Genomic DNA, 15080 nt, shown 5'->3' on the forward strand with positions numbered 1-15080 from the left:
GTCGGAGTGTCAGCTCTCCAGGTGGCGGAACGCCTCGTGGGCGGACTCGACGCTGCGGCGTAAGGTGCGCTCCAGGAGGTCGGCGTCCTGCGCCAGCCGTTCGATCTCCGCCACGCCGAGCCGGTCGGCGCCCGCCTCCGCCAGCAGCTCCTCGTAGCGGGGCAGGCGGGCGCGCAGCTCCTCGATCTGGCCTCGGGCGTGGTAGGCGCGCTCGGCCTCGGCGACGTGCCCGGCGTAACGTTCCAGCGCCTCGACCCGCGCGACCACGGCGGCCTCGCTGTTGACCAGGGCCCGTTCGAGCGGCTCGATCACCGCCGCCACCTCCGGCGCGATGCCTCTGGCCAGCAGTTCCCTGTGCTCCAGCCGCAGCGCCGACAGCTTGGCCAGCAGGCGGGCGATCTCCCACTCCTGCGCGGGCAGCATCACCGCGTTGCGGGCGTCGTCCAGCAGGCCCTCGGCGTTGACGTGCGAGCGCAGCACCGAGCCGATGGCGCGTTGCGCCCTGGACAGGACGAGCCTGGCGTCGTGGTCGAAGTCCTCGGGGAGCAGGAAGCGGCCGTCGTACCAGCGGGCCTGCTCGTACACGCCGCGCTCCTGCGGGCGCTCCTCCTCGGGGGTCTCGCTCATGGAGGCGATCTTCACCAGGACGATGAAGACGTACGTGCCGAGCAGCACGAACCCGGCCGCCGAGGCCTGCGAGGCCAGCAGGACGGCCATGAGCGCGATCACCACGGGGGTGGCGGCCAGCAGCAGCGCGCTGGAGGGGCTGCGGCGGCGCGCCGGGGTCACGGCGGGGGGCACCCAACCGGCTTTCACCCTGGACAGTAAGGGGGCGTTGGCGCGTAACAGACCGGCCACCTCGCGCGGCACTTGCGGATCTACTACCACACCCACGTTCTGTCCTGGCACCCTGGCGCCCCCAACGCTCGTGATGTCTGGATATTACGTACGATTCCGCCTCGGTGTCAGCCTCCGAAAGGTCAGGACAGGAAACCACCGGTTTCCCTCACCGATCACTTCCATGGCGACCGGCACCGGAACCAGGCGCACCACAATGGCATCCACCAGCACCGCGACGGCCCCATGACGCGCAGCGCGCGATCGTCGGAGGCGCCGAACGCCGCGAACACACAGAACATGATCGTAGCCGCGGCGGTAATGACCCGCGCCGTCCCGGCGAGCCCGCCGCCGTACCCATGACATCCGTCATACGGGCCCGGCTGACGTACGGCACTACACCCGCGCCGCCCCGTTGACCCAGGCTGGGCGCATGACGGGAAGCGCACTGGAGTTGAGGGCCGTGACGAAGGACTACGGCCCGGTGACCGCGCTCGCGGACGTCGATCTGGACGTCGGCGAGGGCGAGACGGTGGCCCTGCTGGGCCCCAACGGGGCGGGCAAGAGCACGTTGCTGTCCATCGCGCTCGGCCTGCGCACCCCCGGCTCGGGCACCGCGAGGGTGCTGGGACGCAGGCCGCTGGAGGCGTTGCGGGCGGGCCGGATCGGGGTGCTGCTGCAGGAGTCCGGGCTGCTGGAGGACGTGCGGGTGGGCGAGCTGGTGGCGGCGGTCGCCGGGATGTATCCCGCGCCGCTGACGCCGGAGCGGGCGATGCGGGCGGCGGGCGTCGAGGAGCTGGCCGGGCAGCGGGTGGGGCGGCTGTCGGGCGGGCAGCGGCAGCGGGTGCGGTTCGCGCTGTGCGTGGTGGGCGATCCGGACCTGCTGGTGCTGGACGAGCCTACGGTCGGCCTGGACGTGGAAGGCCGCCGCGCCCTGTGGAAGGAGCTGCGGGCGCGGACCGGGCAGGGCCGTACCGCCGTCTTCGCCACCCACTACCTGGCGGAGGCCGACGACTACGCCGACCGGGTCGTGCTGCTGGCAGGCGGCAGGGTGGTCGCGGACGGCTCGGTGGCCACCGTGAAGTCGCTGGTCGGCGGGAACGAGGTGCGGTGCACGCTGCACGACGCGGACCTGTCGGACCTGGAGATCCTGCCGGGGGTGCTGCGGGTGAGCGTGGAGGGCCGGTCGGTGTCGCTGCGGACGAAGGACTCGGACGCGACCTTGCGGGCGCTGTTCGCGATGTTCGGCGACGTCAGGGACGTACGGGTGGAGAGCGCGGACCTGGAGAGCGCGTTCGTGAGCCTGACGGGAGGGCGGGACTGATGGGGTCGTACCTGCGGCTGGAGCTGACGCGCGGGCTGCGCAACCCGATGGGGCTGGTCATGACGACGTTCTTCCCGCTCGGCATCTACCTGGTGTTCACACGGGTGCTCAGCGTCACGCCGCCGGGGGTGGACGACTTCGCGGCGTACGCGATGGTGTCGATGGCCACGTACGGCGCGATGGGGTCGGCGCTGTTCATCGGGGGCGCCATCGCGCTGGAGCGCTCGAAGGGCTGGCTGGCGCAGCTCGCGATCACGCCGCTGCCCGCGCACGGCTACGTGACGGCCAAGCTGGTCAGCGGCGCGATCATGGTGCTGCCGAGCATCGTCGTGGTGCTGGCCGGCGGGGCGCTGCTGTCGGGGGTTCGGCTGCCGCTCGGGACGTGGCCGCTGCTGGTCGTGCTGATCTGGGCGGGCGTGCTGCCGTTCGCGGCGCTCGGCACGGCCTTCGGGTACGCGATCCAGGGGCAGGCCGCGAACCTGGCCATGATGATCGTCTACTTCCTGCTGACCATCCTGGGCGGGCTGTGGCTGCCCGTGGAGGCCATGCCGGCGGGCATGCGCGCGGTGGCCGAGCTCAGCCCGGCCTACGCGGCGGGCTCGCTGGGCTGGCGGGCGCTGGACGGGCTGGCGCCGTCGGGCACGTCGCTGGCCGTGCTGGCGGCGTGGACCGCGCTCTTCGCCGCGCTGGCCCTGTGGCGTTACCGCCGGGCGCTATGACGCGAGCCGAGCCTGTGGCGTTACCGCCAGGCACTCTGACACGCGTCGGCCCTGTGGCGTTAGCGTCGGGCAGTATGACGCTCTCGCAGCCCGACGTCGGCAGGGGCCGGACGGCGGCCCGGGTGGGCTCCGCCGCCTGGCTGCTGCTGATCTCCTGGCCGCTCTGGACGTTCTTCGCCGCCGCCCCCGAACCGCCGGCGGTGGCGGCGGCGCTGGGGCTGGTGGCGCTGTTCGCGGCCTGCTGGCTGATGATCATGTGGCGGATGCTGAGCCCGTCGGCGGGCACGCCGCTGCCGTGGGCGCTGGCGGGGCTGATCGGGTCGGGGGTGGCGCTGCTGCCGCTGTTCGGGGCGCCGTGGGCGTACACCTCGTTCGTGTTCGCGGTCAGCGCGCTGGGCGCGTCGATGGGCACCCGCGCCTTCGCCGCGTCGGCGGCCGTGACGGCGGTCGTGGTGGTGGCGGCGCTGCTGGCCGACGGCGTGCCGCCGTCGCAGGTGTGGTGGGTGCCGCTGGTCATCGCGGTGCAGGCGATGGCAGGAGGGGCGATGAAGAGCATGGGGCTGCTCATCGCCCGCCTGAACGAGGCGCGGGGCGAGGTGGCGCGGCTGGCCGTGGAGAACGAGCGGCTGCGCTTCGCCAGGGACCTGCATGACACCCTGGGGCACACGCTCACCTCCATCACGATCAGGAGCCAGCTCGCCGCGCGGCTGGCCGCGTCCGACGCCGGGCGGGCCGCCAGGGAGATGACCGAGGTGGAGAGGGCCGCGCGGCGGGCGCTGGACGAGGTTCGGCACGCCATCGCCGGGTATCGCGCGCCGTCGTTGTCGCAGGAGCTGGAGAACGCGACCCGCAACCTGGGGGTGGCGGGGATCGAGGTGACGGTCTCCCCCGCCGACGGGCCCATCCCGGCCGGCGCCGAGGCGCAGCTCGCCTGGGTCGTACGGGAGGCGGCCACGAACGTGCTGCGCCACAGCCGGGCCCGGCGGTGCGACATCCGCCTGGGGGTGGACGGGAGGATGGCGGCGGTGGAGGTCCGTGACGACGGCGAGCCGGACGCATCCCGTGAGCGAGGGGCGCGGACGGGCGACGCGCCGGACGCGGGGCCAGCGGGGACGCGGCCGAGCGACGCGCCGGATGACGGGCCAGCGGGGGCGCGAGCGAGCGACGCGCCGGACGAGGAGCCGACGAGGGCGCGGCCGGACGAGCGGCCGACGAGGGCGCGGGCGAGCGACGCGCCGGACGAGCGGCCGGATGAGTGGCTGGTGGGGGCGCGGGCGGGTAACGGGCTGACGGGGCTGGCGGAGCGGATCGGTGCCGCCGGCGGGCGTCTGGAGGTCGGCGCCCTGCCCGGGGGCGGCTACCGCCTCTACGCGCAGATCCCCGTGGAGGCGCCGTGACCCGCGACCGCGCGAGCACCGGCGCCGTGATCCGGGTGCTGATCGCCGACGACCAGGACCTCGTCAGGGGCGGCCTGGCCGCGCTGCTCGGCCTGGAGGACGACATCGAGGTGGTGGCCGAGGTCGGCCGGGGCGACGAGGTGCGGGCGGCGACGTACGAGCACGACCCGGACGTGATCCTGCTCGACATCGAGATGCCCGGCCTGTCCGGCCTGGAGGTGGCCGAACGGCTCCGCGACCGCCGCGTGATCATCGTGACCACGTTCGGCAGGCCCGGCTACCTCAGCAGGGCGCTGGACGCGGGCGTGGCCGGGTTCGTGGTCAAGGACGCGCCGGCCGCCGAGCTGGCCGCGGCCGTCCGGAAGGTGATGGCGGGCGAGCGGGTCATCGATCCCAGGCTGGCCGTGACGGCGCTGACCACCGGCCCGAGCCCGCTCACCCAGCGGGAGGCGGAGGTGCTGCGGGTGGCGTCGGGCGAGCCGACCGTCGCGGCGATCGCCAGGCGGCTGTTCCTGACGGAGGGCACCGTCCGCAACTACCTGTCGTCGGCGATCGGCAAGACGGGCGCGCGCAACCGCGCGGAGGCCGTCCGGGTGGCTGAGGAGCGCGGCTGGCTCTGACGCGCGGCGGGGAAGCGCGGCCCGCTCTGGTCGGAAACCCGCGGAGCGCGGCCGGCTCTGGTCGAAAACCCGCGGAGCGCGCGGCCGGGTCTGATCGGAAACCCCGCTAGCCTGCCAGGGAAGTGGTGGTTATGCCCGCGTTATGCCGGGCCCTCCACACTGAACGGCATTTGAAGATCTTTGGGGGCGCGGGTGCGTGTACTGATCGCCGAGGACGAGCGCATGCTCGCCGACTCGATCGCCGAGGGGCTGCGCGGGGAGGCGCTGGCCGTGGACGTCGCCTACGACGGCGAGGCGGCGCTGGAGCGGCTCGGGGTGCACGACTACGACGTGCTGATCCTCGACAGGGACCTGCCGGGCACGCACGGCGACGAGGTGTGCAGGACGGTGGTGGAGCAGGGCTGGCTGGTGCGGGTGCTGATGCTGACGGCGGCCTCCGACGTGCGGGCCAGGGTGGCGGGGCTGTCGCTGGGAGCGGACGACTACCTGCCCAAGCCGTTCGCGTTCGAGGAGCTGGTGGCGCGGGTGCACGCGCTCGGGCGGCGGGCGCGCAGGGCGGACCCGCCGATGCTGGAGCGGGCGGGGGTGCGGCTGGACTGGGCGCACCGGCAGGTGTTCCGCGACGGCCGGTACGTGCCGCTGGCCCGCAAGGAGTTCGGCGTGCTGGCCGAGCTGCTGCGGGCGCGCGGGGCGGTGGTGTCGGCGGAGACGCTGCTGGAGAAGGTGTGGGACGAGCACATCGACCCGTTCACGAACACGGTGCGCACGACGATGATGAAGCTGCGCAAGAAGCTCGGCGAGCCGCAGGTCATCGAGACCGTGCCGGGATCGGGGTATCGCATCCCATGAGCGTGCGCATGCGTTTCGCGCTGTCCTGCGCCGGCGTGTTCGTGCTGGTCGGCGTCGTCGTGGTGGCCGTGGTCTACTTCGTGGTGCGGCAGAGCCTGGAGTATCGCAACGGCCTGCTCACGCCGGCGCACATCCAGGTGGAGGTGCCGGCGCAGTACGGCCCCGGCTGGTTCGAGCGCTTCTCGCAGCAGTACGAGGTCGCCAGGAAGCGGGCCGACCAGGTCCGCGCCGTCTACCAGGCCGACACGCTCCGCAATGTGCGCCTCTGGGGCGCCGTCGGCGTGCTGGGCGGCGCCGGGCTCGCCTTCGGGCTGGGCTGGCGCTCGGCCGGATGGGTGGTGCGCCCGCTGCGGTCGGTCAACGAGACGGCGCAGCGAGTCCTGCTGGGCCAGGACCCGCAGCGGGTCCTGCTGGGGCAGAACCTCAAGCAGCGGATCGGGTTCGAGGGGCCGCACGACGAGATCAAGGAGCTGGCCGACACCTTCGACACGATGCACACCCGGCTGGCCCGCTCGTTCGACGGGCAGCGCAGGTTCGTCGCCAACGCCGCCCACGAGCTGCGCACCCCTCTGACGATCAACCGCACGCTGGTGGACGTGGCCGTCCGCCGCCCCGACGCCACCGACGACGTCAAGCGGCTCGGCGAGTCGCTGCTGCTGGTCAACGCCCGCCACGAACGCCTCATCGACGGCCTGCTGGCGCTGGCGGAGGGCGAGCAGGCGGTGCTGGACCGGCGGCCGTTCGACCTGACGGACGTGGCCGAGCACGTCCTCGACCAGGCGGCGGCCGAGGCGGCCGAGCGGGAGGTGAGCATCCACCGGCTGCTGGACTCCGCGCCGACGGCCGGGGAGGCGGTGCTGGTGGAGCGGCTGGTGCAGAACCTGGTGGAGAACGCGATCCGGCACAACCATCCCAAGGGCGAGGTGTGGGTGACGACGCGCGGGCGGGCCGACCGGGTGGAGCTGGTGGTGGCCAACACCGGGCTGCAGGTGCCGCCGTACGAGATAGAGACGATCTTCGAGCCGTTCCGGCGGCTGCACGGCGACCGGCTGCGGTCGGACCGGGGCAGCGGGCTCGGGCTGTCGATCGTGCGGGTGATCGCGGAGGCGCACGGCGGGACGGTGCTGGCCAGGCCGCGCGAGGAGGGCGGGCTGACGATCACGGTGGAGCTGCCCGCCGACCCCGCCGCGATGTGATGATCAGCCGTCCGGGTGCAGGACGTCCTGGTGGATCTCCCACAGCGCGCTCTCGGGGACGCCGGACTTGACGAGCTGCTCCCACGTCGCCATCCGGTCGGCCGGGTCGGCGAGCATCGCCCGCAGCAGCGGCTTGATCGCGGCCCTGTCGGCGCCCTCCTCGTGCCACATCGCGCCGAGCGCCTGGTGCATCGCGGGCGAGCGGACGGCGACGGTGCGCAGCAGCTCGTCCAGGATGCCGACACGGTCGCGGAACGGCAGCGCCTGCCCCTCCCCCAGCGCCCGCAGCAGCAGGTCGAGCAGCCTGCGGTGGCGGGGCGCGTGCCCGGTGGCGACCGCGACGACGACGTCGCCCATCCCGCTGGGCTCCGTGCCGCCGAGCACGACGTCCTCCTCGCCGTCCACCACCACGCGGTGCGCGGACAGCGCGGTGACCAGCCCGGCCCAGCCTTCCGCGCCGAGCTGGCCCTTCCACAGGTGGGTGAGCGCCGACCAGCGCTCCAGGTGGCCGGGCCCCGGCAGGATGGACGACACCGCGACGGGCTCGTCCGAGACGGCGACGATGAGCAGGGTGAGGTTGGCCGAGTAGGCGGCCAGGCGGCGGGTGACCGTGTGCCGGACGGGGCGGAAGCCGGTGAAGTGGCGGCGCGTCCGCTCGTGAAGGGCCCGCCGCAGCAGGCCCGCCAGCAGTTCGGCGCAGCGCGCCCGCACCGCCGCGGGCACCTCCTCCAGCAGCTCCACGATGAAGCCGACGGTGGGGCCGCGCTCGGCCAGGCACGAGTGGGACGTGACCGCGTACAGCAGGTCGTCGTCGACCGCCTGGACGACGGCGAGCGGCTCGTCGCCCGCCAGGCGGCGGCGCCGGTCGAGGTCGCGCAGCGCGTACAGGGTCAGCCAGGCCACCAGGAACTCGCCGAACGTGGAGTGCAGGAACGCGTGCCCCTTCCTGCGCACGAAGAAGAAGCGCTCGGTGGCCTTGCGCGCCCAGTCGACGCGTTCCTCCTCGTCGTCCTGGTCGTCCTCGCCGCCGTGGCACAGGGCGGGCAGGTCGCGGTCGAGCTGCTCGTCGGTGATGACCTGGCTGCCGCGGGCCAGCATGGACAGCGCCACCGCGCCGAGCAGCACCAGCTCCTGGTCGATGACGACCCGGCGGGCGCCGCCCGTCTCGCGTTCTGTGTAGTCGCGCAGCAGCACCTCGTACAGGCGGGACCTGCGCAGCGGGCCGTGGTCGTGCTGCAGCGCGTTGCCGCCGGCGTCGTAGAGCGCGAGCAGCAGCAGGAGCAGCGGCTGCCTGGCCATCTCGCCGTGCACCAGCGCCGCCTGCGCGGGTAACGGCTTGAGGTCGCGCCTGGCGAGCAGGCCGCGGTTGGCCTGGTCCCAGATGTCGAGCCACTGGCGCACCTGGTCGTCGTCGAACGGCAGGAGCTGCAGCGCCAGCAGCCCGTCGGGGAAGCGGACGCGGTCGGCCACCACCGTGCGGCTGGTCACGATCACCGCGACGGGCCGCCCGAGCGCCGCCTCCCTGGCCTGGAACTCGCGCACCCGCTCCAGGTAGTCGTAGCGGCTGAGGCCGCCCTGCACCAGCTCGTCGAAGCCGTCCAGCAGGATGACCGGCATCGCGCCGTCGCCCGCCGCCACCAGGTCGGCGTAGGGCACCTCCTGCCCCAGCACCTCGCCGACGGCCTGCTCGATCTGCCCGTCCAGGTCCGCCAGGGCCCGCACGGCGCGCAGCTCCACCCGGAACGGCAGGAACTCCGACCTGGCCAGGCGGGCCCCCAGCACCTCGGTCAGCTTGGTCTTGCCCGAGCCCGGTTCGCCCAGCACGAGCAGCGGCGTCTGCGTGGCGCGCAGCGAGGTGAGGTGGCCGACCAGGAACGCCTCCGCGTCGGGCAGCAGCCGCTGCCTGTCCCACCAGCTCCGCTCGGCGGGCGAGGACTCGCGGCTCAGCTCCGCCACCCGGCAGCGCGGGCTGAGGTAGCCCTCGCCGAGCAGCGGCAGGTAGACGTCCTCGGGCAGCTTGCCGGCCAGCAGGAGCGGCTGGTCGAGGGCGTTGGCGGCCATCCTGACCTGGTGGATCATCGGGCGGTCGCCGACCCGGGGCGGGGCCAGCTCGGCGAGCAGCCACGCCACCCGCGACAGCGCCGTGGCAGGCTGCGGCCGTTCGGTGACCAGGCTGCGCACCCCGAACTCGTGGCTGTCGAGCGCCAGCGACCGATAGTCCTCGTCGTAGATGCGCAGCGCGTGCGCGGTCGGCCCCTCCGACAGCAGGCGGGGCAGCGCGAGCTGGTCCTCCACGGCCAGTTCGTCCCAGACGGACAGGCCGCCGACGTACCCGGTCATGGCCTCGGACATGCGCAGGTAGGCACGTTCCACGTCGGCGCGGGTCTCGGCGTACGGCACGTGCGGCTCGGGGGTGGGCAGCCGCTCCAGCAGCAGGCCCGCCACCAGCCTGGCGTGGCGTTCTGCCGTCGGCACGCCGTGGGAGATGCGGTCGCCGCGGTCGAGCTGGTCCAGCGTGAACGGCAGCTTCGCCTCGCCGAGCGCCTCGAACCAGGCCGCCACGACGATCGCGGCGTGCGCGGCGGCCAGCCGCTGGGTGCGGGTGAAGCGGTTCACGCCGCTCTTCAGCTCGGGCATCCGGCGCACGACGTCCTCGCCGTAGGAGACGATGCCGTCGCGCAGGTCGCGCAGGCTCGTGGTGAGCCGGGTGCCGCCCGCCAGCGCCCAGCCGGTGCGCTCGGCCTCGGAGGCGAGCCCGATCACCTTGACGAGCCTGCCGTCCTTGCAGCCGAGAATCCGCAGGGCGTCGGCGTAGCTCGGGGTGTCGATCATGGCCTTCTCCCTGGGACTGGGATGTCCCATCATGCGATGAACGCCCCGTTCGGCGCAGGCTTGTTCGCCAGGACGACCGAGACGTCACCCGCGCGTCACGTTCCTTTCACGGCCTGTGCTATCTCCGGCAGCGCGCCAGGGTCCTCGATGGTGGAGGGGATGTCGTACGGGTCGCCGTCGGCGATGTTGCGCATCGTGGCGCGCAGGATCTTGCCCGAGCGGGTCTTCGGCAGCCGGGACACCACGACGGCGCGGCGGAACGCGGCCACCGGGCCGATGCGCTCGCGCACCAGCGCCGTCAGCTCCCGCTCGACCTCCTCCGGGTCGCGCTCCGCGCCCGCCTTCAGCACCACGAACCCCATCGGGAGCTGGCCCTTCAGCTCGTCGGCCACGCCGATCACCGCGCATTCGGCGACGTCGGGGTGGGCGGCGATGACCTCCTCCATGGCGCCGGTGGACAGGCGGTGCCCGGCCACGTTGATGACGTCGTCGATGCGGCCCATGACGTAGAGGTAGCCGTCGGCGTCGAGGTGGCCGCCGTCGCCCGTCAGGTAGTGGCCGGGGTAGCGCTCCAGGTAGGAGCGGTGGAAGCGGGCCTCGTCGCGGTAGAGGGTGGGCAGCGCGCCGGGCGGCAGCGGCAGCTTCACGGTGACCGACCCCTCGGCGCCCGGCGGGCAGTCGTTGCCCTCGCCGTCGAGGACGTGCACGTCCCAGCCCGGGACCGGCCTGGTCGGGGAGCCGGGCTTGATGGGCAGCGGCTCGATGCCGACGCAGTTGGCGGCGATCGGCCAGCCGGTCTCGGTCTGCCACCAGTGGTCGATGACGGGGATGCCGAGCAGGTCGCCCGCCCAGTGGTAGGTGTCGGGGTCGAGCCGCTCACCCGCGAGGAACAGGTACCGCAGCCCCGACAGGTCCCACTTTTTCGCGAAATTGCCGGAAGGGTCCTCTTTTTTGATGGCGCGGATCGCGGTCGGCGCCGTGAACAGCGTCCGCACGTCGTGCGTGGACACCACCCGCCAGAACGCGCCCGGGTCGGGGGTGCCGACCGGCTTGCCCTCGTACAGGACCGTCGTGCAGCCCGCCAGCAGCGGCGCGTACACGATGTAGGAGTGGCCCACCACCCAGCCCACGTCGGAGGCGGCCCAGTAGACCTCGCCGGGGGCGGCGCCGTACACGTGCGCCATGCTCCAGTGCAGCGCCACCGCGTGGCCGCCGTTGTCGCGCACGACCCCCTTCGGCGTGCCGGTCGTGCCCGAGGTGTAGAGGATGTACAGCGGGTCGGTCGCGGCCACGCTCACGCACGGCGCGCTCTGCGCGCCCGCCACCGCCCGCGCCCAGTCGAGGTCCCGTCCCTCGCGCAGCTCCGCCACGCACTGGGGGCGCTGCAGGATCACGCACCGCTCCGGGCGGTGCTCCGCCTGCTCCAGCGCGTCGTCGAGCAGCGGCTTGTACGCCACCACCCGCGCCGGCTCGATCCCGCACGACGCCGACAGCACCACCTTCGGCCTGGCGTGGTCGATCCGCACCGCCAGCTCCCTGGCCGCGAACCCGCCGAACACCACCGAGTGCACCGCCCCGAGCCGGGCACAGGCCAGCATCGCGACCACCGCCTCCGGCACCATCGGCATGTAGATCACCACGGTGTCGCCCGCCGCCACCCCGAGGCCCCGCAGCATGCCCGCCGCCCTGGCCACCTCGTCCAGCAGCTCGGCATAGGTGTACACGCGGACCGTGCCGGTCACCGGGCTGTCGTAGATCAGCGCCGCCTGCTCGCCGCGGCCCCGCTCGACATGCCGGTCGAGGGCGTTGTGGCAGGTGTTGAGCCGTCCGTCGGGGAACCAGCGGCCCTCGCCGTACACGGTCGCGGGCGGCACGTCCCAGTCGATCCCGCGGGCCGCCTCCCCCCAGAACCGCTCGGGCTGGTCGATGCTGCGCCGGTAGACCTCGTCGAAAGCGCTCACCCGTCGATCAGAACAGCCCGCGGCCCCATGACGCAAGATATCCGGGTGAGCGATGACGTGATCCTTTCCGTGGTGGTGGGGTCGAGGGCGTACGAACTGGACACCGACGCGTCCGACACCGACCGGCGCGGCGTGTTCGTGGCGCCGACCTCGGCCTTCTGGCGCCTCGACAAGCCACCCACACACCGGGACGGGCCCCTGCCCGAACAATTCTCCTGGGAGGTGGAGCGCTTCTGCGGCCTGGCCCTCGACGCGAACCCCACCATCCTGGAATGCCTGTGGACCCCTCTCGTCGAGGTCGTCACCCCCACGGGTCAGCGCTTGCGCGACCTGCGCGAGGCCTTCCTGTCCGTACGGGCGCGACGCTCCTTCGCCGGGTACGCCGAGGCGCAACTGCGGCGGCTCGACCCGGAGCAGCCCAACTGGAAGCAGGCCATGCACATGATCCGGCTGCTGATCAGCGGGCTGCACCTGGTCCGGCACGGCGAGCCGCTCGTCGGGATGGCCGCCCACAGGGAGCGGCTGCTGGCGGTCCGGCGGGGCGAGGTGCCGTGGGACGCGCTGCTCGCCTGGCGGGCCGCCCTGTCCGCCGAACTGGCCGCCGAGCCTGGCGCCCTGCCGCCGGAGCCGGATCGGGGGCGGGTGGAGGAGTTCCTGGTGCGGGTGCGGAAGGAGAACCTTGCCGCACCCGCGTGACGGCGCGCAGGGTGTCGCTACAGGGGTGCGCGCATCACGTGTTCACGGGATCAGCCGACAGGACCAGTCTTACGGAGAAATTCCGGTATCCGGCCCGTTCGAACGCGCGGGCCATCGGCACGTTCCCCGCGTCCGTGTCGGCCACGACGCGCTGCGCGCCGCGCTCCGCGTGACAGCGGGTGATCTCGGCGAGCAGGTCGTCGACGTAGCCGTGGCCGCGCTTCTCCGGCACCACCCCGAGGTAGCCCACGACGGGCCCCGCGTTGTTCGCCGACGGCAGCGCGACCCCCACCAGCTCGCCCGCCTTGTCGTGGGCGAGCCGCCACCACGCCCGGTCGCCCGGCATGGACCTGAGGTCGCGGAGGTCCTCGCGCGCCTGCTCCTCCGGGCCCATGGTGGCCAGGGCCTGGCGGGTGTGGTGGTCGAGCGTCCCGGCCGCCACCCTGACGAACGCCGACACGAACGCCTCGTCGTCGTCCTCCGCGCGGAACTCCAGCCGGCCGGACGGCTCGGGCACGCCCGCGTCGTCCGCCGTCCACTCGTAACGCAGGCGTTCCAGCTCGTCGGTCAGCCCCGCGCGCCCCGCGGCCTCCCAGCGCCAGGCTATGGCCGCACTGGCCTTCGGGTCGTCGCGCCAGCCGTTGGAGACGAACACGTGGTACGCGGGCGACTCGCCGAACGCGGCGTGGGCCCGGCGCAGCAGCTCGGCGGCCAGGCCGACGCGGTCGGGGGCCGAGGGGGCGACGTACAGGCAGTCGAGCGCGAGCGGCCGGTCGCCGGGGAATCCCCACCACACGGCGCGCGCCATGATCTCACCGCCGGGCTCGTCCTCGGCGAGCCAGACGCGGTCGTAGCGGTAGTTGCCGCTCTCCAGGAACGACAGCAGCCGGTCGGGGTGGGACCAGCTGATGGACTCGTCGACGACGCAGCCGAGCAGGCGGTCTAGATCGTCCTCGACGGCGGGACGGAAACGCATGAATCCTCCGAGAAGCAGAAGCGGGCGCGTTGAGCGCCACGGAACGTGCCGAACATCTCAGTGCGCCTCCTTTCTTCTGACTTTTCGGCGTCGGCGGGCCACTCTAGCGGATAACTCGCGAAAGGATGGGCGGGTGAGCTCCTACGACGACGACACGCTGCCCCTGCAGCCCCCCATCCGGCTGCCCGACAAGGCCACGCTCGCGTCCGCCGTGCGCGCCGCTCCCATGGCCGGAGCGCTGCAGCCGGAGGGTGACGACACGGAGGTGCTGGCCTTCTGGGCGGATCACTGCCGCAAGCGGCTGGCCGGGGACGAGGGGCTGCTGCTGGAGCTGGTCCGGCTGTTCCTGTCGAGGGAGCCGCTCAGGGGCAAGGCGTCCCCGACGCTGACGGGGCTCGGCCTGGTACGGCAGGCGGAGCCGTACACGTTGAGCTGGCTCGGGCTGTGGGTGGCGCGGCAGATCATCGCCGAGACCACCGGGCAGGACATCCCCGTCATGGGGACGCTCGCCGGCGCCGACGCGGCGGCGCTGCTGCACGGGCTGCGGTCGTATCCGGAGAGCGAGCGCGGCGAGGAGCTGGCCGGATGGCTGGAGGGCCGCGACGAGCAGGCGGCGGCGGACGAGATCGCGTCCGTGCTGGGCACCGTGAGCCCGCTGAGCAGGGCGGTCGGCGTGGAGCTGCTGTCCACCGCGTTCGGCGAGGAGGGACGGCGGGCGCTGGCCCGGCTGCTGGAGGAGCCCAAGCTGGGGGCGGTGATCGCGGCCAGGACCGGGCGCGAGGAGCGGCAGCCGACGCCGGACGAGATCGCCTGGGTGCTGGTGGACATGGCGGCGGCGCTGCTGGAGTTCGGCGGGGAGACGGGCGAGGTGATCGAGTCGATCGCGATGGGGATGAAGCCCGAGGAGCAGGCGGGCACGATCGCGATCCTGGCGTTCGGGGATCATCCGTGGACGGGGCAGGTGCTGCGGGTGTTCATCGACCATCATCCGGACGAGCGGGTGGTGGCGGCGGCGCGCAAGGCGTTGCGGCGGTTGCGGGGGCTGGCCGACCTCCGCGGGTGAGGCCGAAGTGACGCATGGTGGCCATGTGACGGCAGGGGCGGGGGTAGAGTCGGCTCGGTGACTGAGCATGCGATCTCCCCCCAGTCCGGCATCCTGGGCGACGCGTTCGCCTGCGGCTGCGGCGTGATCCTCGGCGGCCGGATGACCGCCGAGCTGCACGCCGCCGAGAACGGCCTGTGCTCGGCCTGCCTCGGCACGGCCGAGGAGGAGGTGGCGCCGGAGCTGAGCCGGCCCTGCCAGTCCTGCGCGGGCACCGGGCGGCGCAGGGAGCAGGTGACCTGGCAGCTCGCGCACGCCGAGGCCGAGCATCTGATCACGATCACGGTGGTGCGCGGGGTCGTGGCTGCCTTCGACGGGCCGTTCCGGCTGTCCGAGGTGGCCGACACGGTGCGCAACGGGCTCGGGCTGCCCACGGGCAGGCTGCCGGTGGGGCCGCGGGTGCGCGACCTGCTGCTGCAGTTGCAGGCGGCGGGTGAGATCACCATGTTGTCGGCGCCCGATGAGATGGTGGGCGCCGACATGGTGCTCTACCGCGACCCGCAGTGGCAGCGGGTGCGCACCCTGGGCTTTTGACGGCGTTCCGCTTCCGGCAGGCACCTCGGCCTCCGGC

The 15080-nt window shown here is 73.3% G+C and carries 13 protein-coding genes; 9 read left to right on the plus strand and 4 right to left on the minus strand.

Features of this window, described 5'->3' with window-relative positions; translation table 11 throughout:
• Nucleotides 1-9 precede the first annotated feature (9 nt).
• A complete protein-coding gene (locus ABD331_RS34820) occupies nucleotides 10-801 on the minus strand; it encodes a hypothetical protein (protein WP_344484394.1) in 792 nt (263 codons plus the stop codon).
• 469 nt (nucleotides 802-1270) lie between these two features.
• On the opposite strand from ABD331_RS34820, the gene ABD331_RS34825 reads away from it, so the two are divergent.
• From ABD331_RS34825 to ABD331_RS34850, 6 genes are all read left to right on the plus strand, one after another.
• Nucleotides 1271-2161 (plus strand): ABC transporter ATP-binding protein, encoded by an 891-nt coding sequence (locus ABD331_RS34825; protein WP_344484397.1) that lies wholly within the window; start codon nucleotides 1271-1273, stop codon nucleotides 2159-2161.
• On the plus strand, nucleotides 2161-2880 hold the full coding sequence (locus ABD331_RS34830) for an ABC transporter permease (RefSeq protein WP_344484400.1): 720 nt from the start codon (nucleotides 2161-2163) through the stop codon (nucleotides 2878-2880). The genes ABD331_RS34825 and ABD331_RS34830 overlap by 1 nt, the downstream gene beginning before the upstream one ends.
• Nucleotides 2881-2954: 74 nt before the next feature.
• Complete coding sequence (locus tag ABD331_RS34835) at nucleotides 2955-4277, plus strand: histidine kinase (RefSeq protein ID WP_344484403.1); 1323 nt, start codon at nucleotides 2955-2957, stop codon at nucleotides 4275-4277.
• Nucleotides 4278-4303: 26 nt separating this feature from the next.
• Nucleotides 4304-4897: a response regulator gene (locus ABD331_RS34840; protein ID WP_344484563.1), complete on the plus strand. Its 594-nt coding sequence runs from the start codon at nucleotides 4304-4306 to the stop codon at nucleotides 4895-4897.
• Between the two features lie 192 nt (nucleotides 4898-5089).
• Entirely contained in the window at nucleotides 5090-5746 is a 657-nt protein-coding gene (locus ABD331_RS34845) for a response regulator transcription factor (protein ID WP_344484406.1), read from the plus strand.
• A gap of 8 nt (nucleotides 5747-5754) precedes the next feature.
• Complete coding sequence (locus tag ABD331_RS34850) at nucleotides 5755-6942, plus strand: sensor histidine kinase (protein ID WP_344484566.1); 1188 nt, start codon at nucleotides 5755-5757, stop codon at nucleotides 6940-6942.
• A gap of 3 nt (nucleotides 6943-6945) precedes the next feature.
• On the opposite strand, the gene ABD331_RS34855 is transcribed toward ABD331_RS34850, so the two are convergent.
• Together ABD331_RS34855 and ABD331_RS34860 are read right to left on the minus strand one after the other, a co-directional pair.
• Nucleotides 6946-9774: an NACHT domain-containing protein gene (locus ABD331_RS34855; RefSeq protein ID WP_344484409.1), complete on the minus strand. Its 2829-nt coding sequence runs from the start codon at nucleotides 9772-9774 to the stop codon at nucleotides 6946-6948.
• 95 nt (nucleotides 9775-9869) lie between these two features.
• Complete coding sequence (locus ABD331_RS34860; RefSeq protein ID WP_344484412.1) at nucleotides 9870-11735, minus strand: propionyl-CoA synthetase; 1866 nt, start codon at nucleotides 11733-11735, stop codon at nucleotides 9870-9872.
• A 45-nt stretch (nucleotides 11736-11780) separates the two neighbouring features.
• On the opposite strand from ABD331_RS34860, the gene ABD331_RS34865 reads away from it, so the two are divergent.
• The gene (locus ABD331_RS34865) at nucleotides 11781-12431 is read left to right on the plus strand and encodes a nucleotidyltransferase domain-containing protein (RefSeq protein WP_344484415.1); all 651 of its coding nucleotides are present in this window, start codon (nucleotides 11781-11783) and stop codon (nucleotides 12429-12431) included.
• Between the two features lie 34 nt (nucleotides 12432-12465).
• On the opposite strand, the gene ABD331_RS34870 is transcribed toward ABD331_RS34865, so the two are convergent.
• The gene (locus ABD331_RS34870; protein WP_344484418.1) at nucleotides 12466-13407 is read right to left on the minus strand and encodes a GNAT family N-acetyltransferase; all 942 of its coding nucleotides are present in this window, start codon (nucleotides 13405-13407) and stop codon (nucleotides 12466-12468) included.
• A gap of 133 nt (nucleotides 13408-13540) precedes the next feature.
• Here ABD331_RS34870 and ABD331_RS34875 point away from each other — a divergent pair, with 133 nt between their 5' ends.
• Together ABD331_RS34875 and ABD331_RS34880 are read left to right on the plus strand one after the other, a co-directional pair.
• Nucleotides 13541-14470, plus strand: a complete 930-nt coding sequence (locus tag ABD331_RS34875; RefSeq protein WP_344484421.1) for a hypothetical protein — start codon at nucleotides 13541-13543, stop codon at nucleotides 14468-14470.
• A gap of 57 nt (nucleotides 14471-14527) precedes the next feature.
• The gene (locus tag ABD331_RS34880; protein ID WP_344484424.1) at nucleotides 14528-15043 is read left to right on the plus strand and encodes a hypothetical protein; all 516 of its coding nucleotides are present in this window, start codon (nucleotides 14528-14530) and stop codon (nucleotides 15041-15043) included.
• Nucleotides 15044-15080: the final 37 nt, after the last annotated feature.

Origin of the sequence: Nonomuraea monospora (assembly GCF_039531895.1) — a bacterium.
GTDB classification, from domain to species: domain Bacteria; phylum Actinomycetota; class Actinomycetes; order Streptosporangiales; family Streptosporangiaceae; genus Nonomuraea; species Nonomuraea monospora.

What these genes read in the sequence shown, in the direction of transcription:
- ABD331_RS34825 (WP_344484397.1), top strand. Translation starts at nt 1,271, where the DNA reads ATGACGGGAAGCGCACTGGAGTTGAGGGCCGTGACGAAGGACTACGGC.
- ABD331_RS34830 (WP_344484400.1), top strand. Translation starts at nt 2,161, where the DNA reads ATGGGGTCGTACCTGCGGCTGGAGCTGACGCGCGGGCTGCGCAACCCG.
- ABD331_RS34835 (WP_344484403.1), top strand. Translation starts at nt 2,955, where the DNA reads ATGACGCTCTCGCAGCCCGACGTCGGCAGGGGCCGGACGGCGGCCCGG.
- ABD331_RS34850 (WP_344484566.1), top strand. Translation starts at nt 5,755, where the DNA reads ATGCGTTTCGCGCTGTCCTGCGCCGGCGTGTTCGTGCTGGTCGGCGTC.
- ABD331_RS34855 (WP_344484409.1), bottom strand. Translation starts at nt 9,774, where the DNA reads ATGATCGACACCCCGAGCTACGCCGACGCCCTGCGGATTCTCGGCTGC.
- ABD331_RS34870 (WP_344484418.1), bottom strand. Translation starts at nt 13,407, where the DNA reads ATGCGTTTCCGTCCCGCCGTCGAGGACGATCTAGACCGCCTGCTCGGC.